Source organism: Luteimonas terrae, assembly GCF_031457535.1.
Taxonomy (GTDB): domain Bacteria; phylum Pseudomonadota; class Gammaproteobacteria; order Xanthomonadales; family Xanthomonadaceae; genus Luteimonas; species Luteimonas terrae_A.
On record NZ_JAVDWO010000018.1, the window covers coordinates 47,394 to 68,622 of the forward strand.

The window sequence follows — 21,229 nt, forward strand, 5'->3', positions numbered from 1 at the left end:
CGCTTCTCGGACGACGGGGCACGCAGCCCAAACTCGCTACGCTCAGACATGGGCTGCTCTTCGACCCCGCCGCCCTGCGATGCTCGGCTCGCTTTACGGCTCGATTCAAATCAAAAGCACAGCAAAGCCCAGAACCGAAGCCGAAGCCGAAGCCGAAGCCGAAAGCAAAGGCAAAGGCAAAGGCAAAAGCCGAGGCAGGCTCGAAACGCGAAACGCAGGAACCCCACATCAGCGCGTGCCGGGCGCGCCCGGAAAAGAGGTGAAAAATAAAAGCGGCGCCTTAGCGCCGCAACACATTTCTATCGCATTGGATCCCGCGGATCCTCGAACCGCACCGTCACCGACGGATCGTCCGCCAGCGGCGGCGGCAACGCCTCGGGATCGGCCAGGCCTATCTCCTCGCGCATGTCCGGCGGCGGGTCGAATTCCGGCGGCTCCGGGCGATGTTCGCCCATGCGCACGCCTTCGGCCCAGTACAGCACCTGCGCCACGGCTTCGAAGAAATCGTCGCTGATGTAGTCGTCGATCTCGACGCGTGCATTGAGGCCGCGCGCGAGCGGGACGTTTTCCAGGATCGGAACGCCGGCTTCCTCTGCGACACGCTTGATCTCTTCGGCGACGTGGCCTTCGCCCTTGGCGACGACCAGCGGCAGGTCGTCGCCCTGCTCGTACTGGAGTGCGACGGCGATGTGTGTGGGATTGGTCACGATGACGTTCGATCCTCGGACGGCGTTGAGCATGTTCTGTTGCGACCACTCCTGGTGCAACTGCTTGCGCCGCTGCTTCACGTAGGGGTCGCCCTCGTTTTCCTTGACCTCCTGCTTGATGTCGCGCCGGCTCATGCGCAGCTTCTTCAGGTAGGAATACTTCTGGTACGAGGCATCGACGGCGGACACGAAGAAAAAGACGAAGATCGTCCAGATGCCGATCCACTTGAGCGCATGCCAGATGGCGCTGCCCATCGCGGCAGGTTGCGCAAACGGCAGGTGCAGCAGGCTGGGCAACATGCCCCACAGCACAAAGCCGCCGATGGTGAGCAGCGCTGCGCTTTTGAGGATGCTCTTGATCAGCTCGACGAGGTTGTCCATCGAGAACATCTTCTTGACGCCGCTGACCGGATTCATCTTGGACAGGTCCGGCGTGACCTTCTTCAGCGTCACAACCGGGCCGACCTGCAGGAACTCGACGACCAGGGCCAGCAACACGGCGAGCAGCAACAGCGGCAATGTGACCGCAACTAGGGTCTGGGCGGCGAGTGGGCCGATCGTGCGCAACGCGATGTCGAACGGCTGGTTCATCACGTTCAGACTCTGATCGAACAGCCCGCTGATCCGCCTGAACATGTAGCCCATCAGCATCCAGCCACCCGCCAGCCAGCCCATGATGAGCACGGTGCTGGTCAGCTCGCGGCTCTTGGCGACGTTGCCGTCCTTGCGCGCGTCCTTGAGCTTCTTGCTGGTGGGTTTTTCGGTTTTGTCGGCGCCCTCGTTCTCTTCGGCCATCCGCACTCCGATCGATCGAATGCGCGCGGTATCGCGCGTCTGGCCCGCAGGCTAGCATGCGTGGGTGACGCGTCTGTTCGAACTACAGACCCTCGCGCACGTGGCGGATGCCAGGCCGCGACCCTGTACCAGCGCGCTGGGATTCAGCCACGAGGCCCCGGCCAGGCGGGTTTGCAGGCACCCTAGGGCCAGCCCGAGATAGCCGTTCCATGGCACGGACGTTACAGTCCCGCCATCGCCGCAGAAGCGGTCCCGTCCCCAAGGGTTTCTCAGGCCTCCGTTCCGATGAGCAGCATTCCTTCCGACGTCAGCTTCAGTGCCGCCAGCCTCGACCGGCTGGATGGACACGTTGCCTTTGACGATCTGCGCCAGCAGCCGGGCACCGGACTCGCGCCGGCCGATGGTGGCTATGCGGATGCCCCACGCGGCCCGCAGGCCGATCCTGGGGAGGATGTGCTCAACGTCGCGGCTTGGGAGGGGATTGCAGCCGGCAGTCGCCAGCTGCCCGGTGATTTTGCGTTCGAAACGCGCCTGTCCGCGATCGATCTGTCACAGGCGGCCGATCAAGGCGCCGACGCGATTCTCGACGCACTCGCCTGACGTCCACTGATCTTCTCCCCGCCTAGGCCCGTCCAGCGGCTGGGTTAAAGTCCGGGCACCCCGACTTCCCGTCTGACGCTGGTTCCCGTCGATGAACGCCGTTCCTTCCGCGCAATCGTTGCGTGCCGCCGCCGACCGCATGGTGTCGGCGCTGGCGGCGCATGGCGATCCCGAATACCGCCTGACGGTGCTCAAGCGGCTGGTGCGGCGGCTGGGGGAAGACCGATATCCCGTGTTTCTACGCCTGCTGGGCGTGGTGGCGGAGAGCGACGATCCCCGTGCGCAGCGCCTGCTGGCCGATACGATCGGCACCGCGCTGCGGCGCATGGACCTGCCCGGCGGGGCCCTGAGTTCCTGGGGCGCGACCCGGCTGCCCGACAGCGCCGCGCCTGTGTCGGCCAGCGATTTTTCGGGCCAGTTCTTCGGTGGCACACCGCGCCGGATGCTGGGACCGGTCGAATACCTCACCGTCTGGCACCTGCAGCGCACCCAGCGCACGGCGCTGTCGGCCGAGACCTTCCACACCAGCCTGTCGCGGATGATCGCGCTGCTGAACCAATCCGAGGACGCACGCACGCTGTATCCGCAGAAGCTGGCCGTGGACGCGCAGAACGAGCTGGAAGGTGCGTATACCCGTGCCACGCGAGAGCGTCTGGCGGCGATCGCGAGCGCCTGGAAGGCCGGTCGCAGCCCGGACGAGATCGCCCAGGCCGCGCTTGATGCCCGCGCGACCGACACGCCGCACGGCTGGGTGTTGCGCGACCTCTGACCAACGCGCTTGTCCGGTCATCAGCCGGCTTGCAAGATGCGATGTCCGGCTTCAGAGAATTCCGCCCATGCCCCCCTCCGCCTGCGCGCCCGCCCGGCGCCGCGCCACCACTGCGTTGCTGCTGCCGCTGATGCTGTGGCTGGCGGCCTGCCAGCGCGAGGATGCGGTCGAGGCGGCGCCTACGACCGGTGCTGCGACGCCGGTGGAGGCGGTGACCCTGCTCACGGCGCATCTGCGCGCCGGGGATCTGGCCGCGTTTGCGCAGGACGCGGCCACGCCCGATCTGCTGCCCGAACTCGACACGGCCTGGCGCGCGGGCCGCACACGCTGGCCGCTCGACGAGCTGCCGCTCTCGGCGCAACTGCCGTCGGTGCTGGCGGCGTTGAGCGCGCCACAGGCCGAGCGTGTGCTGCTGCAGACCTTCAACCGGCAGTTCGCCGGCGCCGAGCGGGAGATGCGTTCGGCCGCGGTAGGGCTGGGCGGCTTTGCCATCCAGTACCTGGAACAAGGCGGCGACTTCAGTGAAGACGAACGTGCGCACTACACGCAGCTGATCGCCGCCGCCAGCGAATGGGCCACTGCCGCGCCGCTCGCCGACCGCGGTCGCGCACGGGACACGATCGCCGCACTGGTGGCCGCCGCGAAAGAAGGTGGTCTCGCCAGCGACGCGGCCCTGGGCGCCGCCGGCATGCACGAGGGGCTGACCCGGCTGTCGCCCCTGTTCAATGCCGGCAAGCGTCGGCTTGCAGCCTATGGACTGGATCTGGACCAGACCTTCGACAGCGTGGAAGCCACGTTGGAGAGCCAGACCGGCGACACCGCACGGGTCCGCATGCGCTATCTGCTGGCGGGCCGGCCGGTCGATGCGGTCATTGCCGTCGAGCGCCATGACGGGCGCTGGTACCTCAGCGACTTTCTGACGCATGCCCGACAGGCCGCGGCGCCACCAGCGACCGCCGCGCCGGCATCTGCGCCATCGGAACCCTGAGTGCGCGTCCACGGGTGCGGCCCGGACGGGCGGCTTGGGCATAATGCCGACGATGCCTGACCAACCGACCCTCGAGTTCCCGGACGGCGACAACGCCCGGCGCGCCGACCAGCGCCCGGCCGATGACGCCGTGGCCCCGCTTGCCACGTCCGGACCCACAGTGGATACGCCGCCCGCGAACGACGGCCCGTCGCCCGCATCCGGTGCGACACCTGTGGGCGACGGGCCGATGGCTGCCGCCATCGCGCCGGGTGCGTTGCCGGTGCCGCTGGCCGCGCCGCGTCGCGCGGTGCGCCGCCCTTGGTGGGCCGGCCTGCTGGGCCGGGTCATGCGACCGTGGATCGGCCTGAAGGTGGAACCGCAGACGCCCGAGACGCTCGTCGACCACCGTCCGGTCTGTTACGTGCTCGAGGACTACGGCCTGTCGAATGCGCTGATCCTCGAACGCGCGTGCCGGGAGGCCGGCCTGCCGTCCCCGCTGCAGCCGCTGCCCGGCGATCCGCTCGGCCGCAAGCGCGCCTATGTGGCGCTATCGCGACGCAATGCCGGCGGCGCGTTGGCGATGGCCACCGGCCAGCCACAATCGAAAGCAACGCATTCCGAATCGCTGGCCCGTCTGCTCGAAGCGCATCGCCGCGATCACGCACTCGATGTGCAGGTGGTGCCGGTCTCGATCTTCGTCGGCCGCTCGCCGGACAAGAACAACGGCTGGTTCGCGGTGCTGTTCTCCGAGAACTGGACCATCGTCGGCCGTTTCCGCCGGCTGCTGGCGATCCTGCTCAATGGCCGCGACACCCTGGTGCGCTTCGCCGAACCGGTCGACGTGCGGCCGCTGCTGGCAGAAGGCCTCGATCCCGAGCGCACGGTGCGCAAGCTCTCGCGCGTGCTGCGTACCCACTTCAACCGCGTGCGCGAAGCGATCATCGGCCCGGATCTGTCGACCCGCCGCCTGCTGGTCGACAAGGTGCTGGCCTCGCCGGCGGTCAAGGACGCGATCGGCGACCAGGCGCGGCGCGACAACAGCAAGCCCGAAGATGCGTGGAAGAAGGCCCACGCCTACGCCTACGAGATCGCGGCCGACTACTCGCACCCGGTCGTGCGTTCGGCGAGCTACCTGCTCACCACGGTGTGGAACCGCATCTTCCGCGGCGTGCTGGTGCACCACATCGACACGCTGAAGGCGGCCGCGCCCGGGCACGAAATCGTCTACGTGCCCAGCCACCGCAGCCATATGGATTACCTGTTGTTGAGCTATCTGCTCTACAACCGCGGCATCGTGCCGCCGCACATCGTCGCCGGCATCAATCTCAACCTGCCGGTCATCGGTACGATTCTGCGCAAGGGCGGCGCGTTCTTCATCCGCCGCTCGATCCGCGGCAATGCGCTGTATTCGACCGTGCTGGCCGAGTACGTCGCCCAGCTCGTCGCAGGTGGCTATTCGATCGAGTACTTCGTCGAAGGCGGACGTTCGCGCACCGGACGCCTGCTTGCGCCCAAGGGCGGCATGGTGTCGATGACGCTGCGCGCATTCCTGCGCCAGCCCACCCGCCCGGTGCTGTTCCAGCCGATCTATGTCGGCTATGAAAAGCTGATGGAGGGCGGAAGCTATCTCGACGAGCTGTCGGGCAAGAGCAAGAAAAAGGAATCGATCTGGCAGCTGCTATGGAGCATTCCGCAGGTGCTGCGTTCCAACTACGGCCAGGTGGTGGTGAACTTCGGCGAGCCGATCGCGCTGGCCGATGTGCTTGCAGAACACGCGACCGGCTGGGACGGCAATGCGGTCGCCGACAGCGAACGACCCGAGTGGCTGTCGCGTACGGTCGACGTCATCGCGCAGAAGATCAACGTCAACATCAACCGCGCCGCCGACGTCAATCCGATCAACCTGCTGGCGCTCGCGCTGCTGTCGACGCCGAAGCACGCGATGGGCGAGGCCGACCTGCTCGCGCAGATCACCTTGTCCAAGCAGTTGCTGGTCGACGTGCCGTACTCGGATCGCGTTACGGTCACCCCGCATACGCCGCAGGAGATCGTCGCGCACGGCGAGGAGATCGGCGTGCTCGAGCGTGTCGCACATCCACTCGGCGACGTGTTCCGCGTCGACGACGAGAAGTCGGTGCTGCTGACCTATTTCCGTAACAACGTGCTGCACCTGTTCACCGCATCGGCATGGATCGCGTGCTGTTTCCTGCACAACCGGCGCATGAGCCGGCACACGCTGCTGCGCCTGGGGCGCACGATGTATCCCTTCCTGCAGGCCGAGCTGTACCTACCGTGGGACGAGGACACCTTCGCCGAGCGCATCGCCCTGACGCTGGAAACCTTCGAGCGCGAAGCGCTGCTCGAGCGCGTCAGCGACGAGGACGACGGCATCTACGCCCGCAACGCCGGCCAATCCGATGAAGTCTTCCGCCTGCGTGCACTGAGCCACCCGCTGCAGCAGGCGTTCGAGCGGTACTACATCGCGATTTCCGTGCTCGCCAAGAACGGCCCCGGCACGCTTGGCGCCGGAGAACTGGAAAGCCTCTGCCAGCTCGCCGCCCAGCGCCTGTCGCTGTTGTACGCACCGGCGGCGCCCGAGTTCTTCGACAAATCCCTGTTCCGCGGCTTCATTCAGAAACTCCGCGAACTCGGCCTCGTCAAACTCGACGGCAACAGCAAACTCGTCTTCGACGACCGCCTCGCCACCTGGGCCAAGGACGCCAAGGTCATCCTCGGCCGTGAACTGCGGCACTCGATCGAAAAGGTGAGTCCGGAAGCGGTGAAGCCCGCGGAGCCAGCGGTCGCCATCGCCGAGTGAAAGCGGCTTATCGGGTGCAGTGCATGAATCGAGCCGACCTCGATCGCGTGGAATGCAATGCTTCCAAGCGTGCGTCTGGGGCGGCTGGCAGTCGCGCTGCACGAGCAGCCGGCCATGTCTGATCCGTCCACCGGTGCAGCACGACGCTGGCGCGTGGTGGCCGGCCATACGAGCGAATATCCCGAGCCGATCACCTTCCCCGCAGGTGCGCCACTGGCTGTAGGCGAACGCTACGCGGGCCCTGAAGGCTGGGAAGACTGGTGGTTCTGCGAAACACCCGGGCAGAAGGGCGGTTGGGTGCCGGCACAGGTCATCGAACGGTTCCCGGATGGGAGCGCCCGATCGCGCGAGGCCTATACCGCGCGCGAGCTGGACGTACGCATCGGCGACGTGCTGACAGGTTCGCGGGCGCTCAACGGATGGCTATGGGCTTGCGCTGTGGGCGGCTCCGAATCGGGCTGGGTGCCGCTGGCGAACCTGGTGGCATTGCCGGAGGACTGAGCGCGCGCTGTCGCTGGGACCGTATCCCGTGCGAACCAACCGGACGCGATCGAAAGACATGCCGTCCGGTCGAAAAGCGGGACCAACGGTGCCACTAGGTGATGGTGATGTCGACACCAAGGTCGCACAGGCGCTCAGCCACACATTCGGCTTATGCCGGCTCGTCCGGAATCAGGTCCGACTCCAGGCGCGCGATGCAGTCCTTGAGCTGCAGCTTGCGTTTCTTCATGCGCTGCATCGCCAGCGCTTCGGGCGCTGGCGTGGTCTGCAGTTCGGCGATGGTGCGGTCGAGGTCGCGATGCTCGGCGCGCAGCCGCATCAGCAGCGCGCTCCGGGTTTCGTCGGTGTCGGGCGTGTCGTTCGACATCGCGCCAGCTTATCGCAACACCGCGGCCGTTCGGGCGCTTGGCGGCGCGCGATGCCACTGCGACAATGCAGGTGCGCCGGACGGGGACCGGCGCGACGCCGGCCGCTGCCGCGCGCTGTCCATTTGCGGCAGCCCCGGCCGCTTCGCCAAGGAACCAGGATGTCCCTCCGATCGAACCGCCGCGCGTCCGCGCGTTTTGCCGCACCCCTGCTCGCCCTTGCCGCATTCGCGGCCACCGCATCGTCCTTCGCGCAGGAGAAGTACGACGGCTACCTGTGCTGCAACCTGCGCAGCGATGGCAGCTGGATCAGCGACAGCAACTACGCTGAGAACGGCAAGCGCGTGATCCCCGTCGGCACGCCGACCAGCGTGACCGGCTATGGCCGCCACCGCGTCAACGTGCGCATCGACGACGCCCGTCAGGCGATCGGCAACGACTACAGCCGCGACATCACGCTGGTCGATTTCGCGAAGCGCTACGTGGTGACCGAGGATCCGGCGGCGAAGATCGCGACCTATCCGGCCAAGATCCAGGACGCGATCAAGCGCGCCAAGATCACGCCCGGCATGAGCCGCGAGCAGGTGCTGATGTCGCTGGGCTATCCGATCAGCAGCGAAAACCCGGATCTGGAATCGAACCTGTGGCGTTACTGGATGAGCAGCTTCGCCGAGTTCCAGGTGCAGTTCGACGACGCAGGCCGCGTGCGCGAGATCACCACCGATCCCAATACCCGCAACCTGGTGTGGGTGCCCTGAGGCGGCTGCGTTCGGCTTGATGCAGGTGTGGGAAGACAGGCGCCGGAAGGCGCCTGTTCTCATTCCGGGGGCGAGGTGTCTGAAGGTTCTGCGCGCCAGGCCGCAAGATGGGTTTCGCCGCGTTCTACCCATCCTGCGGTCGCGTCTTGTAGCTCAGGGATCGACGGCTTCCAGATGGAGGCGCTCAGTGTCGAGGTGCAGGCGGTGGGTCAACGCCAGCGCATCAAGCAGCGCGGGGTCGTGACTGACGACGAGCAAGGCACCGGGCCAGCCGCGCAACAGGGCGACCAGCGCGTCGACGCTGTCGAGATCAAGATGGCTCGCCGGTTCGTCGAGCAGCAGCAATGGAGCGGCCGGCTGCGCCCACGCCGCAGCAGCGAGGGCGACGCGCATCCGTTCGCCGCCCGATAGCAGACCCAGCGGCTGGCGGGCCCTTGCGCCGGCGAGGCCGAGCAGGGCGAGTCGCGTTGCGGGCACGTCCAGCGCATCCGCCTGCATGCGCGCGGCCAGCCAGTCGAGCGCCGGCATTGCTTCGGGCAAGGTCGCGAGCATCTGATCGAGTGACTGCACCGGCACGCAGGCGTCGACCGTGCCGCTGGCGAGCCCAGCCTCGCCACACAGCGCGCGCAGCAACGTGCTCTTGCCGCTGCCATTGCGACCTTCGAGCCCGATCCGCACCGGGCCGAACGCATCCCATGTCAAGGCTTCGACCGGCGCGTCGGCCAGGGGATGCGCGCCAGTGAATCGCAGCACCCTGCGGGCGCCAGGCAACACGACACCGGCATCGACGAACGCGGGCGCTGGCGTGGCATCGATCGCGGCGAACGCGTCCCGGATGGCGGTTTCGCCGTCGGCGAGACGCTGTGCCAGGGCACCGCGGGCACGCCCGGCGTGGCGCTCGGCATTACCCTTGGCCTGGTCAAGCAGCAGCGGCGACTGGTTGCTGTCTTCGCGCATCCGCCGACCGCGCGCCTGACGCTGGTCGAGCCGCTGGCGTTCGCGTCCGACCGCGCGTTGTGCACGTGCGCGGTCGGTCCGCGCCTGTGCGAGCGCGCCTTCGGTCTGCCGACGGACCGTCTCGCGCGTCGCGCGCCAGGCATCGAGTCCACCCTCGATCCAGTGCAGTCCGTCCGGACGCAGCTCGACCAGTCGCGGCATCACGCGCAGCCAGACAGGGTCGTGCGTGACGACCATGGTGACGCCGGCGCGCTGCAGGAAGTGCCGGCACCAGTGCGTGGACACATCGCCGTCGAGGAAGGTGCTGGGTTCGTCGAGCAGCAGCACGCGGGCATCGCGCCACGACGCCGCGAGCAGACGCAGCTGCTGGACCTGACCGCCCGAGAGGCGCGAAGGATCGGATGTCGGCGCGAGATCCTGGAACCCCAACGCTTCGAATGCGGCATGCAGGCGCGCGTCGAGTGTCCAGTCGTCGTCGACACAGGCAGCATCGGCCGCGTCGCCATCACCGGCCAGCAGTCGTTGCAGCGCGTCGAAACGCGCGCCGAGACCCAGCAGATCGACCACACGGGCAGGCAGCGGACCCGGATGCTGGGTCAGAAGACACAGATCGCCGGCCAGCTCGATCGTGCCCGCGCGCGCGCCCTCCGCCAGTTGCCGGAGCAGCGTGGACTTGCCCACGCCATTGGCGCCGACCAGGGCACTGGGGCCGTCGTGCAGCACCAGCGAGAGATCGTCATAAAGCACGCTGCCGTCGTCACGCGCGGCGGACAGGCCACGGGCGCGCAGCGCGGGGACGACGGAAGAGACGGACAGCGACGCGGACGGCGTCGGAGAGACGGTCACGGACATGGAAGACCTCGCGGACATGGGGACGCGACCCGTGTGGGTCGTCGGACTCGATGTCGGCTCAGTACTTCACGTCATTGCGCTCCTGGAGAATTCCTTGCGACAGCGCGTACTGCAGCGGGCAGTCGCGAGATCGGTGTGCAGTCTACGACCGCGCGCCTCACCGACGCATTAACGCGGGGATCGATCGACGATGTCGCGTGTGCGGCTCCGGCGCCCGTACTGCACTTCGTCCAACACAACGCGCCCGCGATCAGCGCGCGCCGACGAAGGCTTCGATTGGCGTATCGCCATCGACGAAATCCAGCGTGCGGCCCACGGTGCCAGGCGTCTCCAGCACGATGGCCGCAACCGCCGCCACATTTCCGCGCGAGACCGGCGTGCCGCTATCGGCGGTGCGGCCATCGGTAATGCGTCCAGTGCCGGCAGCGTCGGTCAGCAGGCCCGGCCCGAGGATGGTCCAGTCCAGTGCGCTGGCGCGCAGATGCGCGTCTGCAGCGGCCTTGGCCTGCGCGTAGGCGAAGAAGCCGTCGTCGGGCGCGATGCCGTGGTCGAAACCTGCGCCGAGGTAGGACACCATCACATAGCGCCGAACGCCAGCAAGGGCCGCCGCATCAATCGAACGGATCGCCGCATCGCGGTCGACCGCATAGGTGCGCGCAGGATCGCCGCCCCCCGCACCGGCCGACCAGACGACGGCATCATGCCCGGCGAGCTGTCCGGCGATGGCGTCCGTATTCGCGTGTTCGATGTCGAACACGACCGGCGTCGCGTCCGTCGCAGCGACGGCGTCGCGATGGGCCGCATTGCGGAACAGTGCAGTCACAGTGTGCCCGGTGCCGGTGAGGCGCTTGGCCAGCTGCAGCGCGACGCGGCCGTGGCCGCCGATGATGACAATGCGCGACATGGCGCTCTCCGTTCAACTGGAATGGCGTCGCAGCCTTGCACAGCGCATGTTGGCGCGCGGTCGCAGGCACGTTGCGGCAACGCCCGCACCCGCGCCCGGTAAACTGGCCCGATGAGTATCGTCCTGCCCCTGCACGAACCGCTGCCGCATGCGCGCGCTCCGCGCCGTGGCGCGCAGACCGGCCACACGCTGGGCAAGCGGCTGCGTCATCAGGTGGGCCGCGCGATCGCCGACTTCGGCATGATCGAGGACGGCGACCGGGTGATGGTGTGCCTGTCGGGCGGCAAGGACAGCTACACCCTGCTCGACATCCTGCTGCAGCTGCAATCGAAGGCGCCGGTGGCGTTCTCGATCACCGCGGTGAACCTGGACCAGAAGCAGCCCGGATTTCCCGCGCATGTGCTGCCGGACTATCTGACGTCGCTCGGCGTCGACTTCCACATCATCGAGCAGGACACCTATTCGGTTGTCAGCCGGGTGATCCCGGCAGGCAAGACGATGTGTTCGCTGTGCTCGCGCCTGCGCCGCGGCGCGCTGTACAACCACGCGACGCAGCACGGCTTCACCAAGATCGCGCTCGGCCACCACCGCGACGATCTGGTCGCAACGTTTTTCCTCAACATGTTCTTCCACGCGAAACTCGGCGGCATGCCGCCGAAGCTGCGCAGCGACGACGGCAAGCATGTCGTGATCCGCCCGCTGGTCTATGCGGCCGAAGACGACATCGCCGCGTATGCGCAGACCAAGGCGTTTCCGATCATTCCCTGCACCCTGTGCGGCTCGCAGGAAAACCTGCAGCGCAAACAGGTCCGGAAGATGCTGGACGCCTGGGAGCGTGAGACGCCCGGCCGCATCGAGACGATCGCGCGTTCGCTGGGTAATGTCTGTCCGTCGCAGCTCAGCGATCCGGCGCTGTTCGATTTCGCCGCGCTGCGCGCGGGTGCGATTCCGGCGAGTGAACGGTTGGCCGATGCGCAGGGCCAATCGAATGACGCCGCGACCGGGAAGCCTGAACGCTACGGCCCGGACCGCAGCGATGCGGGTTCATCCGGCCATGCCTAACCTCTCTCCGGTCCCGCACTTGCCATGCTTTTCCTGACGCCTGCGCGCCATTCCAGCGTCACCACCCTCTTCCAACGGAATCATCAGCCCCATGTTCTTTCGCAATCTCACTCTGTTCCGCTTCCCCACCAATCTCGATCTGTCGGAACTCGACGCACGCCTGGCGGAATTCCCGCTCAAGCCGGTCGGTCCGCTGGAGATGTCTTCGCACGGTTTCGTGTCGCCGATCGGCCGCGACGCGGAAGTGATGGCGCATCGCATCGAGGACACCATCTGGGTCACCGTCGGTGGCGAAGAGAAGATCCTGCCCGGCCCGGTGGTCAATGAACTGCTGTCGCGCCGCATCGAGGAATTCGAAGAGAAGCAGGGCCGCAAGCCCGGCGGCAAAATGCGCAAGCAGATGAAGGACGATCTGCTGCAGGAACTGATGCCGCGTGCGTTCGTGAAGCCGGTGCGCAGCGATGCGCTGATCGACCTGGAACACGGCGTGGTCGCGGTGAACTCCTCCAGCCGCAAGAGTGCGGAGAACCTCGTGTCGAACATCCGCACCGCGCTCGGCAGCTTTCCCGCGCTGCCGCTCAACGCCGAAGTCTCGCCGCGCGGCGTGATGACCGGTTGGATCGCCGGCGAGCCGCTGCCCGACGGCCTGACGCTCGGCGAGGAATGCGAACTCAAGGATCCGTCCGACCAGGGCGCGATCGTGCGCTGCCAGCGGCAGGACCTGCAGTGCGAGGAGATCACCCGCCACCTCGATGCCGGCAAGCAGGTCACCAAACTCGCGCTCAACCTCGACGACCACGTCTCGTTCGTGCTCGGCGAGGATCTGATCGTGCGCAAGTTCAAGCTGCTCGACGGCGCGCTGGATTCACTCGAGCACACCGACAACGACGACATGCGCGCCGAGCTCGATGCCCGCTTCGCGCTGATGCGCGGCGAGTTCAAGCGCCTGTTCAAGGTGCTCGAAGGCGCGCTGAAGCTGTCCAAGGCGGAGTGATCCGCCTCCCGTAGGAGCGCGCTTGCGCGCGATGGGCATCATCGATAACGCCATCGCGCGCAAGCGCGCTCCTACCAAGGCGCGGCGGCACCGCGCGTCTTACAATTCGCGCATGCCGTCCCTGTCGCGCCTGCTGTCACGTCCTGCGAAGCCTGCTTCGATCCTGCGCGACTCGCTCCATCTGACCCTCGAGAACGGGCGTGAGATCGAGGTGCTGCGCGTGCGCGATCCCCGCGCGCGGCGCATGCGCCTGAGCGTCAATGAACGCGGTGCACGCCTGACTCTTCCATTGCGCGCAAGCCTTGTGTCCGGCGATGCGTTCCTGCAGCAGCACCGCGCATGGCTGGCCGCGCAGATCGCGGCGCAGGGCGAAGCGTTGCCGCTGCAGCGTGGCGTGACCTCGCATCTGCCGTTACGCGGTGAACTGCACCCGCTACGCTGGGACCGCGGACGGTTCAGTCATGTGCGCCTCGACGACGACGGTGCGCTGACGTTCGTGTCGCCCGAGCACGCCGGCCCGGCCGCGTTGCAGCGTGCGCTGCGCGAGTTCTACGAAGCACAGGCGCGTGCCGACATCGGCCGCTGGCTGCCGACCTATCTGCCCGGCCTGCCGCGCACGCCCCGGCGTATCTGCCTCAAGGTGATGTCCTCGCAATGGGGCTCGCTGGCGCCGGACGGCACGCTCAATCTCGACCTGGCGCTGGTGCTCGGCGCACCTTCCGCATTCGAGTACGTGCTGGTGCACGAGCTCTGCCATCTGATCCACGCCGACCATTCGCGGCGGTTCTGGAGCGAAGTCGAAGCGCGCTGCCCGGCATGGCGCGACGCGCGTGATTATTTCCGCGACAGCGGACGCCGCCTCAAGGCTGACCTGCACGCCCTGCTGGCCTGAGCCGAACGCTTCGAGCAGCCCGATGGCCGCTACCGAGCCGCACTCGCGTTGACCGGAATGAGCGGCCATCGCCGCCGGAGAATCCGATGGTCCGCCTGTGCCTGGCCCTGCTGCTCGTCGTCCTGCTGCCCGGCTGCCGCCAGCCCGGCGAGGCCCTGGGCACGGCGGTCCGCTTCGACGCACGCGGCGACCGGGTCGCGGCGACGCCGGTGTCGCCGCGTGCGACCGCACTGACGCTACCGGCGGATTTTCCGGTTGATGTCCATCTGCCCGCGCGCTATGCGATCGACACGCTGACCGACATGCCGGGCACGCAGATCATCAGCCTGCTCGCCGAAGGCGAGGTCGTGGCGCTGTCGCAGGAAACCCGCCGCGCGATGGAACACGATGGCTGGCAGCGCCGGCTCGTCACGCACCGTGGCGGTGACAGCGCGGTACTCGCATTCGAGAAGGATGGCCGCAGTGCGCTGTTCGCGTTCGACCGGAACCAGCCGGCGCAACCGTCGGAAGATGCGGGGGTGATCGTCAGCCTGCAGCTGCAGGACGGGGCCGCGCGGCTTTGAGGGCAACGCTCGAAAAATTCGGCGGACGTGACCCTCACCTCAACCCACGCTCTGCGCCCCCGCCCCCACCCTCGCGTCACCGCGAGGGCGTTCATCGGCACGCGAGCCAGTGGCTCGCAAGCCTGCCTTCTCACCTCAGAGGGAGAGGGACTCTGGTCGACACGCGTGTTGGCAGGCGCGCCGCCGCAGCCGGCTCAGCGAAGCAGGAAATCCCCAATCGCGGCCGCGACATCCGCAGGCTGTTCCATGTGTAGGTGATGGCCGCCAGCGATGACGGTGAGATCACCGTCGGGCAGCAGGCGCGCACGACGGGAACGGTCGGGTTCGGGCAGATAGGGCTGCGGCGGGTCGGCATAGATCACGCGCGTCGGGCATTCGATGCCGGCGATCAGGGCGTCGACCTGGCCGGGCGTCATGCGCACGGCGGTCGGGATGGTCAGGCGCGGGTCGCTGCACCACACATGACCGCCTTCCACCGCCTGCACGCCACGCTCGACCAGCAGGCGCGCGACCGGCTCACTCAGGTCGTTGACCCGTACGCGCGCGCGAATCGGCGCATCGAGATCGGGAAACACGCGCAGCGGGCGCGTGCCCAGCCCCCGCGACGAGATCACCGCTTCGCGCAGGCGCGGCACGGTTTCGGGTTCGCTCTCGGGCAGCGCGCCCAGCGCTTCGATCGCGACCAGGCGTTCGACGCGTTCGGGCACTGCGGCGGCGACAAGACTGGCAATGCCCGCGCCCATCGAATGCCCGAGCAACGCGAACCGGTCCCAGCCCAGGGCATCGGCGATGTCGAGCACCTGGTGGACGGCGCCGACGAAGGTGTAGTCGGTACCGACCGGCATGTGCGCGCTGCGACCGTGTCCGGGCAGATCGGGGGCGACAAGATCCAGACCGTCGAGATGGGCCGCCAGCGGCACGAAGCTCGCGGCGTTGTCGAGCCAGCCGTGCAGCGCCAGCACGCGGCGCGCGCCGACGGTGCCAAAACGCAGGCCACGCACGGTGCCGATGCCGATTTCGACTTCGAACGGCTGCGCCGGTGCGGCGCTGCTCATACGTGCGCGTCCAGATCGCGACGCGTCAGCGCAGCCAGCGCGCGCGCATGCGCGGGGGCGTCGTTGAGACAGGGGATGTAGCGCAGGTCCTTGCCGCCGTGCGCGTGGAAGATCTCGGCGTTCTGCAGCGCGATCTCCTCCAGCGTTTCCAGGCAGTCGACCGCGAACCCCGGACACACGACATCGATCACGCGGATGCCATCGCCGCCCAGGGCCTTCAGCGTCTCGTCGGTGTAGGGCTGCAACCATGGTTCGCGGCCGAAGCGCGACTGGAACGTCAGCATCGCCTCGCCCGGTGCCAGCCCCAGCGCCTGCACGATCGCGTCGACACTCGCCCGGCACTGCACGGGATACGGATCGCCAGCGTCGGCCAGTCGCTGCGGAATGCCGTGGAAGGAGAACAGCAGCCGCTCACCGCGGCCGTGCGTCTCCCAGTGCGCACGGATGGACGCGGCCACCGCCTCGACCCAGTCCGTGTCCAGGTGATAGTCGTCGCGCATCCGCGCAACGCCATCGGCGCCGAAGACCTCGTCGACGATATCGCGGACCGATGCCGTCGTCGTCGTCGAATACTGCGGGTACAGCGGCAGCACCTGCACCCGCGCATGGCCGGCGTCGCGCAGACGCGTCAACACGCTGCGCAAGGAGGGATTGCCGTAGCGCATGGCGTAGACCACCTCGGCATCGGGCATGTCCGCCTGCACCGCCGCGGTCAGCCGGCGGGTATGTACGGCGAGCGGCGAGCCGTCGTCCATCCACACGCCGGCATAGAGTTTCGCCACGCGCGGCGAGCGGAACGGCAGGATCACGAAGTGCAGGATCGGGCACCACAGCCAGCGGCTCAGCGCGACCACGCGGTAGTCGTGCAGGAACTCGGCGAGATACCGCCGCACTGCTTTTGGCGTGGGCGCATCGGGCGTGCCGAGATTGACGAGCACGACGGCATTGCGCGCGGCGCGCGGAGAGATGGATTCGGACATCCGCATAGAATGGCAGGCGGACCGGTGCAATGGCAGCGCCCCGTGCCCGGGAAGAACTCATGCGCGATTCATTGCGCCGTCACTAGCCTGAATCCGTTCTGCGTGCGCGTCCTCAGCGCCCGTCCGATTCGCGCCCTTGCCCCGGAGCCACCATGACCCGTCCGTTCCGCCACACCGTGCTGGTTGCCGCCCTCGCCGCCGCGTTCGTCGCCGGTCCTGCCGTTGCCGGCCCGACCGAAGACACCCGGGCGCAGAACGCGGTCCGCGTGCTCAACGAGATCCAGGCGATTCCCGAGTCGGGCATCCCCGACAAGCTGCTCGACGAGGCGCGTGCGATCGTCGTGATTCCCGACACCATCAAGGCCGGTCTGATCATCGGCGGCCGCCGCGGCCACGGCGTGATGTCGGTCAAGACCCCGGACGGCACCTGGTCGAGCCCGGCCTTCGTCAAGATCACTGGTGGCAGCATCGGGTTCCAGGCCGGCGTTCAGTCCTCGGACGTGGTGCTGGTGTTCCGCAACGAGCGCAGTCTGGAGTCGATCGTCAACGGCAAGTTCACCCTGGGCGCCGATGCCGGTGTGGCCGCAGGCCCGGTGGGCCGCAACGCCGCGGCGCTGACCGATGGCCAGCTCAAGGCGGAGATCTGGTCGTGGTCGCGTGCGCGCGGGTTGTTTGCTGGCGTCGCGCTCGATGGCGCGGTGCTGCAGATCGACGACGACGCCAACATCGCCGTCTACGGCCCCACCACCACGCCGCGCGCGATCCTGGAAAACCGTCCGGGCCAGGCACCGTCGAGCGCGGTCGTGGATTTCCGTGACCGTCTGGAAGAAGCCAGCGCCACCGCGCGCGTGTCGCGTGGCGGCACCGCGGTGCCCGTCGCGCGTCAGGCGCAGCAGCCCGCGTACACCCCGGCGATCGAGAACGTGCCGGAAGCCACCACCGCACCGTTGCAGCCGCAGCAGGGCCAGCCGTCGACGCAGGGCTTCCAGAACGTCGAAGACCAGCCGGCCACCGTCGAACCGTTGCCCGAATACTGAAGTACAGCGCGCACCCGCACGTTGCGTGCGGGTGCGGTGCGTTATCCTGCCAGACCACCCGCAGCTCCCGGAATCCCGCCATGGGCAGTTTCAGCATCTGGCATTGGGCCATCGTCCTCGTTGTCGTCTTGCTGGTCTTCGGCACCAAGAAGCTGCGCGGCGCCGGCCGTGATCTTGGCGAAGCGGTCAAAGGCTTCAAGAAAGGCATGCACGACGACGAGACGCCCGAGCGTCTCGACGACCGTTCGCAGGATCCCGTGAGCCGCGAGGCCGACAGGACGCGCCACGACGACACCACGCCGCGCTGACGCGAGACGCGGTCGATGTTCGGGATCGGCACGGCCGAGTTGATGATCATCGCGTTGATCGCGTTGGTCGTGCTCGGTCCCGAGAAACTGCCCAAGGCGGCACGCTTCGCCGGTCTCTGGATACGTCGCGCGCGCGCGCAGTGGTATTCGGTGAAGTCCGAACTCGAACGCGAGCTGGCCGCCGAGGATCTCAAGCGCAGCGTGCGCGATGCACAGCGTTCGATCGAGGACGTGGGCACCCAACTGCGTGACGCCGAGCAGCATGCCCGCAGCAGTCTCGACGACGTGCGCAAGGAGGCCGGCGACCTGGTCGCGCAGGCGCGGCGCATGTCCAGCGAGCCGCCGGCGACGCACCGAAGTCTCGATGCCTTGCCTGAGCCCACGCCAGAGGTGGCGCCGGCATTGCCGCCCGATGCGATCGCGGGCGATCCCACACAGCCGCCCGTGCCGGCGACCGTAGCCGACGAGGAGACCGATCGTGGCGTTGCACGCTGACGAAGACGGCGGCGAAGGCAGCCTGATCGACCATCTCATCGAACTGCGCATGCGCCTGATGCGCGGGGTTGCCGTGACCGGGATCGTGCTGCTGTGCCTGCTGCCGTTCGCGAACAAGCTCTACGGCCTGCTCGCGCAGCCGTTGCTCGACAAACTGCCCGACGGCGCCCACCTGATCGCGATCGAAGTCGCCTCGCCGTTTTTCGCGCCGCTCAAGCTGGCGTTCTTCACCGCGGTGGTGGTGACGATGCCGTGGCTGCTCTACCAGGCGTGGGCCTTCGTGGCGCCGGGCCTGTACAAGCGCGAGAAACGCCTGGCGATGCCGTTGCTGGCGTCGGCTGTCGCGCTGTTCTACATCGGCTGCGCGTTCGCGTTCTTCTTCGTGCTGCCGTCGGTGTTCAGCTTCCTGACGATGGTGACGCCCGACGGCGTGGCGATGATGACCGACATCAACGCCTATCTGAATTTCGTGTTGGTGATCTTTCTGGCGTTCGGTCTCAGCTTCGAGCTGCCGATCGCCCTCGTGATCCTGGTGCTGCTGGGTTGGGTGACCACCGACCAGCTGCGCGAGGCACGCGGCTACGCGGTCGTGGGTGTGTTCGTGCTGGCCGCGATCATCACCCCGCCCGACGTCGTCTCGCAGCTGATGCTCGCCATTCCGATGTGTCTGCTGTACGAAGCCGGCATCATCGCCGCGCGCCTGCTCGCCCCCAAGCCCGGCGCGGTGCGCGACGACGCATGAGTTCGCCGGTCGCCTCAGCCACGCCGCTGCTGCGCCGATATACGGCCTGGTCGCTGGACGCGGCGGCGATCGGACTGTTGGTGGTCTCGCTGATACACCGGCGTCTGTACGAAGCCCTGGAGACCTGCGCGCGCGCGATCGACGCACTCACGCAGGCGATGGCCGTGCTGATGCAGCAGACGCTCGAGCTGGCTGCCTCGCCGCCCGCCCTGCTGCAGGTCTGGATGGCGGATCCCCAACTGCAGGTCGCCATCACCGCGCTGACGCTGGCGGTGTCGGCGCTGGTCCTGCCGACCATGGCGGTGTTCGCGCTGGTCGCCTTCGCCTGGTTCAGCGCATTCGAGGGTTCGCAGTGGCAGGCCACGCCCGGCAAGCGCCTGCTCGGTCTGCAGGTGGTCGATGACGACGGGCTGCCGCCCGGCTATGTGCGCGCCGGCCTGCGCAACGCGGCCGGTCTGCTGTCCTGGGTGAGCTTCAACATCGGCCATCTGATGGCCGCACGCGCGCCGCGCCACCAGGCCCTGCACGACCGCATCGCCGGCACACGCGTGTTACAGCGCGATCCGGCGCCGATGCCCATGCTCGCGCGGCTGTGGCTGGTGCTGCAGCCCCCGGCGTGCTTCCTGCTGCTGGCGCTGCTGATGCACAGGATCGACCAGAGCCTCGCCGCCGCGCTCGACGCGACGCTCGGGTTCTAGACGCGCTCGATCAGAGCTCGATGCGGCTGTTGTCACTGCCGCCGGCGCCCGGCGCCGGACCACCGGCCGACGCGCCGTCCTGCGGACCGCATACGTCGCGCCACATCGCGTACATCGCACCGAACATGACGATGTAGAGGATCAGCAGCAGGATCAGATACAGCGGCAGCACCAGCAGCGCGGCGAGACCGGGATGCACGAGGCTGGCCACGACACTGATGATGGTGACGACCATCGCGAACGCCAGCATCAGCGCAAAGCCACCGGCCATCGCGATCGCCGCGGCCACAACCACCGGCAACACATTGCGCAGCGCCCCGCCTAGGCCATCGGTGAACGCCTGCAACACCGGCCGGTCGCCGAGCGCCACCTGGCCGAGGCCGATCGCATAGACGGTGGCGTAGTAGACGCCGAAGAAGATCGCCAGCGCCATCAGCGGGGCAATGCCGGCCGGTGGCAGCGGCAGATCCGGCGGCGTGGCCGGGCCCGTCTGCGCGCTCATTTCCTGGCTGATCGTCAGCACCTGCATGTACCAGTCGACCACGCCGTCACCGAACGCGCTGACCAGCGCGTAGAACGTCGCGATGTACAGCGCACCCATCAGCACGCCGAAGCCGATCAGGCGCCCGGCATTGCCACCCGTGAACACCGCGAACACATCGGTCGGCTGCGCCGGACGCCCGTGCTCGGCCGCGTCGATGACGTGCAGCACGCCGGCGATCAGCAGCGGATAGACGATGATCGACACCAGCGATGTCGCGCCGATGAGCATGACCTGGGTATTGGCATCGAGCCCGAACGCGATCTGCGCGACCGCCTGGAGCACGTTCGGGATCAGCGCGAGCAACGCCACGATCGCCGTCGCCCCGTACACCGCGCGCGGATTGGCGCGACCGACGTTGACGCCCTGCACGATCCACTTCCAGCCGTGGCCGGCTCCTACCGTCCGAGTCGTCATTTCCGCCGTATTCCAGGTGTCTGTCGCGTGGGCGCGCCACGAAGGGCGTCATCGTATCGCATGCATTGGAGACGCCGCCGGGATGCGCTGTGTGTTCAGCCGCGATGGCGGTGTGGGGTTCCGGGTTGTCGCTCTGCTTGTTCGTGCTGAAGGCGCTGCCTGGCTGTCCGCTGGCAGCCCGCCTCGGGGCAAGACGCTGTGACCGTCATTCCCGCAAAGGCGGGGCTGTCAACGGACGTACGTCCGGTCATCCAGCGGCTTTGCGTTCGGCTGTAGCTTTGGTTGTGGTTGTGGTTGTGGTTGTGGTTGTGGCTCTGGCTCTGGCTCTGGCTCTGGCTCTGGCTCTGGCTTCCAGCTTTTGACTTGAATCGAGCCGTAAAGCGAGCCGAGCACCGGAGCCTGGCGTGGCCGAAGAGCAGCCCATGTCTGAGCGCAGCGAGTTTGGGCTG

22 protein-coding genes are annotated in these 21,229 nt (G+C 67.7%); 15 read left to right on the forward strand and 7 right to left on the reverse strand.

What is annotated here, in order from left to right; genetic code table 11:
• Positions 1-299: 299 nt before the first annotated feature.
• A complete protein-coding gene (gene sctU, locus J2W68_RS17125; RefSeq protein ID WP_310238369.1) occupies positions 300-1,502 on the reverse strand; it encodes a type III secretion system export apparatus subunit SctU in 1,203 nt (400 codons plus the stop codon).
• Between the two features lie 285 nt (positions 1,503-1,787).
• On the opposite strand from sctU, the gene J2W68_RS17130 reads away from it, so the two are divergent.
• The 5 genes from J2W68_RS17130 to J2W68_RS17150 all read left to right on the forward strand — a co-directional run bounded on the left by J2W68_RS17130 (position 1,788) and on the right by J2W68_RS17150 (position 7,160).
• Positions 1,788-2,102 carry a hypothetical protein gene (locus tag J2W68_RS17130; RefSeq protein ID WP_310238372.1) on the forward strand — a complete coding sequence of 105 codons (315 nt, stop codon included), beginning with the start codon at positions 1,788-1,790 and terminating at the stop codon, positions 2,100-2,102.
• Positions 2,103-2,193: 91 nt separating this feature from the next.
• Positions 2,194-2,871 carry a hypothetical protein gene (locus tag J2W68_RS17135; RefSeq protein ID WP_310238374.1) on the forward strand — a complete coding sequence of 226 codons (678 nt, stop codon included), beginning with the start codon at positions 2,194-2,196 and terminating at the stop codon, positions 2,869-2,871.
• Between the two features lie 67 nt (positions 2,872-2,938).
• Positions 2,939-3,859: a hypothetical protein gene (locus J2W68_RS17140; protein WP_310238377.1), complete on the forward strand. Its 921-nt coding sequence runs from the start codon at positions 2,939-2,941 to the stop codon at positions 3,857-3,859.
• A 43-nt stretch (positions 3,860-3,902) separates the two neighbouring features.
• A complete protein-coding gene (plsB, locus tag J2W68_RS17145; RefSeq protein ID WP_310238380.1) occupies positions 3,903-6,659 on the forward strand; it encodes a glycerol-3-phosphate 1-O-acyltransferase PlsB in 2,757 nt (918 codons plus the stop codon).
• Between the two features lie 114 nt (positions 6,660-6,773).
• Entirely contained in the window at positions 6,774-7,160 is a 387-nt protein-coding gene (locus tag J2W68_RS17150) for an SH3 domain-containing protein (protein WP_310238383.1), read from the forward strand.
• Between the two features lie 151 nt (positions 7,161-7,311).
• Here the strand turns inward: J2W68_RS17150 and J2W68_RS17155 are convergent, their stop codons facing one another.
• Positions 7,312-7,527 carry a YdcH family protein gene (locus J2W68_RS17155; protein WP_310238386.1) on the reverse strand — a complete coding sequence of 72 codons (216 nt, stop codon included), beginning with the start codon at positions 7,525-7,527 and terminating at the stop codon, positions 7,312-7,314.
• Positions 7,528-7,686: 159 nt separating this feature from the next.
• Here J2W68_RS17155 and bamE point away from each other — a divergent pair, with 159 nt between their 5' ends.
• Positions 7,687-8,283 (forward strand): outer membrane protein assembly factor BamE domain-containing protein, encoded by a 597-nt coding sequence (gene bamE / locus J2W68_RS17160; protein WP_310238392.1) that lies wholly within the window; start codon positions 7,687-7,689, stop codon positions 8,281-8,283.
• A gap of 153 nt (positions 8,284-8,436) precedes the next feature.
• On the opposite strand, the gene J2W68_RS17165 is transcribed toward bamE, so the two are convergent.
• Entirely contained in the window at positions 8,437-10,092 is a 1,656-nt protein-coding gene (locus J2W68_RS17165; RefSeq protein WP_310238395.1) for an ATP-binding cassette domain-containing protein, read from the reverse strand.
• A 250-nt stretch (positions 10,093-10,342) separates the two neighbouring features.
• Positions 10,343-10,996 (reverse strand): SDR family oxidoreductase, encoded by a 654-nt coding sequence (locus tag J2W68_RS17170; protein WP_310238398.1) that lies wholly within the window; start codon positions 10,994-10,996, stop codon positions 10,343-10,345.
• 111 nt (positions 10,997-11,107) lie between these two features.
• Between J2W68_RS17170 and ttcA the strand changes: the two genes are divergently transcribed.
• The 4 genes from ttcA (at position 11,108) to J2W68_RS17190 (ending at position 14,507) form a co-directional block, all read left to right on the forward strand.
• Positions 11,108-12,058, forward strand: coding sequence for a tRNA 2-thiocytidine(32) synthetase TtcA (gene ttcA / locus J2W68_RS17175; RefSeq protein ID WP_310238401.1), 951 nt, complete (start codon positions 11,108-11,110; stop codon positions 12,056-12,058).
• 91 nt (positions 12,059-12,149) lie between these two features.
• Entirely contained in the window at positions 12,150-13,052 is a 903-nt protein-coding gene (locus J2W68_RS17180; protein ID WP_310238403.1) for a recombination-associated protein RdgC, read from the forward strand.
• Between the two features lie 112 nt (positions 13,053-13,164).
• Complete coding sequence (locus J2W68_RS17185) at positions 13,165-13,944, forward strand: M48 family metallopeptidase (RefSeq protein ID WP_310238406.1); 780 nt, start codon at positions 13,165-13,167, stop codon at positions 13,942-13,944.
• A gap of 86 nt (positions 13,945-14,030) precedes the next feature.
• Entirely contained in the window at positions 14,031-14,507 is a 477-nt protein-coding gene (locus J2W68_RS17190) for a hypothetical protein (protein WP_310238408.1), read from the forward strand.
• Positions 14,508-14,701: 194 nt separating this feature from the next.
• Here the strand turns inward: J2W68_RS17190 and J2W68_RS17195 are convergent, their stop codons facing one another.
• Both J2W68_RS17195 and hemH read right to left on the reverse strand, forming a co-directional pair.
• On the reverse strand, positions 14,702-15,562 hold the full coding sequence (locus tag J2W68_RS17195; protein WP_310238411.1) for an alpha/beta fold hydrolase: 861 nt from the start codon (positions 15,560-15,562) through the stop codon (positions 14,702-14,704).
• Positions 15,559-16,542, reverse strand: coding sequence for a ferrochelatase (hemH, locus tag J2W68_RS17200; protein WP_310238413.1), 984 nt, complete (start codon positions 16,540-16,542; stop codon positions 15,559-15,561). The genes J2W68_RS17195 and hemH overlap by 4 nt, the downstream gene beginning before the upstream one ends.
• Before the next feature lie 152 nt (positions 16,543-16,694).
• Between hemH and J2W68_RS17205 the strand changes: the two genes are divergently transcribed.
• The 5 genes from J2W68_RS17205 (at position 16,695) to J2W68_RS17225 (ending at position 19,822) form a co-directional block, all read left to right on the forward strand.
• The gene (locus J2W68_RS17205; RefSeq protein ID WP_310238416.1) at positions 16,695-17,579 is read left to right on the forward strand and encodes a lipid-binding SYLF domain-containing protein; all 885 of its coding nucleotides are present in this window, start codon (positions 16,695-16,697) and stop codon (positions 17,577-17,579) included.
• An 80-nt stretch (positions 17,580-17,659) separates the two neighbouring features.
• Positions 17,660-17,887, forward strand: coding sequence for a Sec-independent protein translocase subunit TatA (tatA, locus tag J2W68_RS17210; protein ID WP_310147187.1), 228 nt, complete (start codon positions 17,660-17,662; stop codon positions 17,885-17,887).
• 15 nt (positions 17,888-17,902) lie between these two features.
• On the forward strand, positions 17,903-18,382 hold the full coding sequence (tatB, locus tag J2W68_RS17215; RefSeq protein WP_310238419.1) for a Sec-independent protein translocase protein TatB: 480 nt from the start codon (positions 17,903-17,905) through the stop codon (positions 18,380-18,382).
• The gene (tatC, locus tag J2W68_RS17220; protein WP_430539769.1) at positions 18,372-19,124 is read left to right on the forward strand and encodes a twin-arginine translocase subunit TatC; all 753 of its coding nucleotides are present in this window, start codon (positions 18,372-18,374) and stop codon (positions 19,122-19,124) included. The genes tatB and tatC overlap by 11 nt, the downstream gene beginning before the upstream one ends.
• Positions 19,121-19,822, forward strand: coding sequence for an RDD family protein (locus J2W68_RS17225; protein WP_310238422.1), 702 nt, complete (start codon positions 19,121-19,123; stop codon positions 19,820-19,822). The genes tatC and J2W68_RS17225 overlap by 4 nt, the downstream gene beginning before the upstream one ends.
• Before the next feature lie 10 nt (positions 19,823-19,832).
• On the opposite strand, the gene J2W68_RS17230 is transcribed toward J2W68_RS17225, so the two are convergent.
• Positions 19,833-20,780, reverse strand: coding sequence for a hypothetical protein (locus J2W68_RS17230; RefSeq protein WP_310238425.1), 948 nt, complete (start codon positions 20,778-20,780; stop codon positions 19,833-19,835).
• Positions 20,781-21,229: the final 449 nt, after the last annotated feature.

Excerpts from the sequence above, each read along its gene's own strand:
- sctU (WP_310238369.1), bottom strand. The coding sequence starts at position 1,502 with ATGGCCGAAGAGAACGAGGGCGCCGACAAAACCGAAAAACCCACCAGC.
- J2W68_RS17130 (WP_310238372.1), top strand. The coding sequence starts at position 1,788 with ATGAGCAGCATTCCTTCCGACGTCAGCTTCAGTGCCGCCAGCCTCGAC.
- J2W68_RS17135 (WP_310238374.1), top strand. The coding sequence starts at position 2,194 with ATGAACGCCGTTCCTTCCGCGCAATCGTTGCGTGCCGCCGCCGACCGC.
- J2W68_RS17140 (WP_310238377.1), top strand. The coding sequence starts at position 2,939 with ATGCCCCCCTCCGCCTGCGCGCCCGCCCGGCGCCGCGCCACCACTGCG.
- plsB (WP_310238380.1), top strand. The coding sequence starts at position 3,903 with ATGCCGACGATGCCTGACCAACCGACCCTCGAGTTCCCGGACGGCGAC.
- J2W68_RS17150 (WP_310238383.1), top strand. The coding sequence starts at position 6,774 with ATGTCTGATCCGTCCACCGGTGCAGCACGACGCTGGCGCGTGGTGGCC.
- J2W68_RS17155 (WP_310238386.1), bottom strand. The coding sequence starts at position 7,527 with ATGTCGAACGACACGCCCGACACCGACGAAACCCGGAGCGCGCTGCTG.
- bamE (WP_310238392.1), top strand. The coding sequence starts at position 7,687 with ATGTCCCTCCGATCGAACCGCCGCGCGTCCGCGCGTTTTGCCGCACCC.
- J2W68_RS17165 (WP_310238395.1), bottom strand. The coding sequence starts at position 10,092 with ATGTCCGTGACCGTCTCTCCGACGCCGTCCGCGTCGCTGTCCGTCTCT.
- J2W68_RS17170 (WP_310238398.1), bottom strand. The coding sequence starts at position 10,996 with ATGTCGCGCATTGTCATCATCGGCGGCCACGGCCGCGTCGCGCTGCAG.
- ttcA (WP_310238401.1), top strand. The coding sequence starts at position 11,108 with ATGAGTATCGTCCTGCCCCTGCACGAACCGCTGCCGCATGCGCGCGCT.
- J2W68_RS17180 (WP_310238403.1), top strand. The coding sequence starts at position 12,150 with ATGTTCTTTCGCAATCTCACTCTGTTCCGCTTCCCCACCAATCTCGAT.
- J2W68_RS17185 (WP_310238406.1), top strand. The coding sequence starts at position 13,165 with ATGCCGTCCCTGTCGCGCCTGCTGTCACGTCCTGCGAAGCCTGCTTCG.
- J2W68_RS17190 (WP_310238408.1), top strand. The coding sequence starts at position 14,031 with ATGGTCCGCCTGTGCCTGGCCCTGCTGCTCGTCGTCCTGCTGCCCGGC.
- J2W68_RS17195 (WP_310238411.1), bottom strand. The coding sequence starts at position 15,562 with ATGAGCAGCGCCGCACCGGCGCAGCCGTTCGAAGTCGAAATCGGCATC.
- hemH (WP_310238413.1), bottom strand. The coding sequence starts at position 16,542 with ATGTCCGAATCCATCTCTCCGCGCGCCGCGCGCAATGCCGTCGTGCTC.
- J2W68_RS17205 (WP_310238416.1), top strand. The coding sequence starts at position 16,695 with ATGACCCGTCCGTTCCGCCACACCGTGCTGGTTGCCGCCCTCGCCGCC.
- tatA (WP_310147187.1), top strand. The coding sequence starts at position 17,660 with ATGGGCAGTTTCAGCATCTGGCATTGGGCCATCGTCCTCGTTGTCGTC.
- tatB (WP_310238419.1), top strand. The coding sequence starts at position 17,903 with ATGTTCGGGATCGGCACGGCCGAGTTGATGATCATCGCGTTGATCGCG.
- J2W68_RS17225 (WP_310238422.1), top strand. The coding sequence starts at position 19,121 with ATGAGTTCGCCGGTCGCCTCAGCCACGCCGCTGCTGCGCCGATATACG.
- J2W68_RS17230 (WP_310238425.1), bottom strand. The coding sequence starts at position 20,780 with ATGACGACTCGGACGGTAGGAGCCGGCCACGGCTGGAAGTGGATCGTG.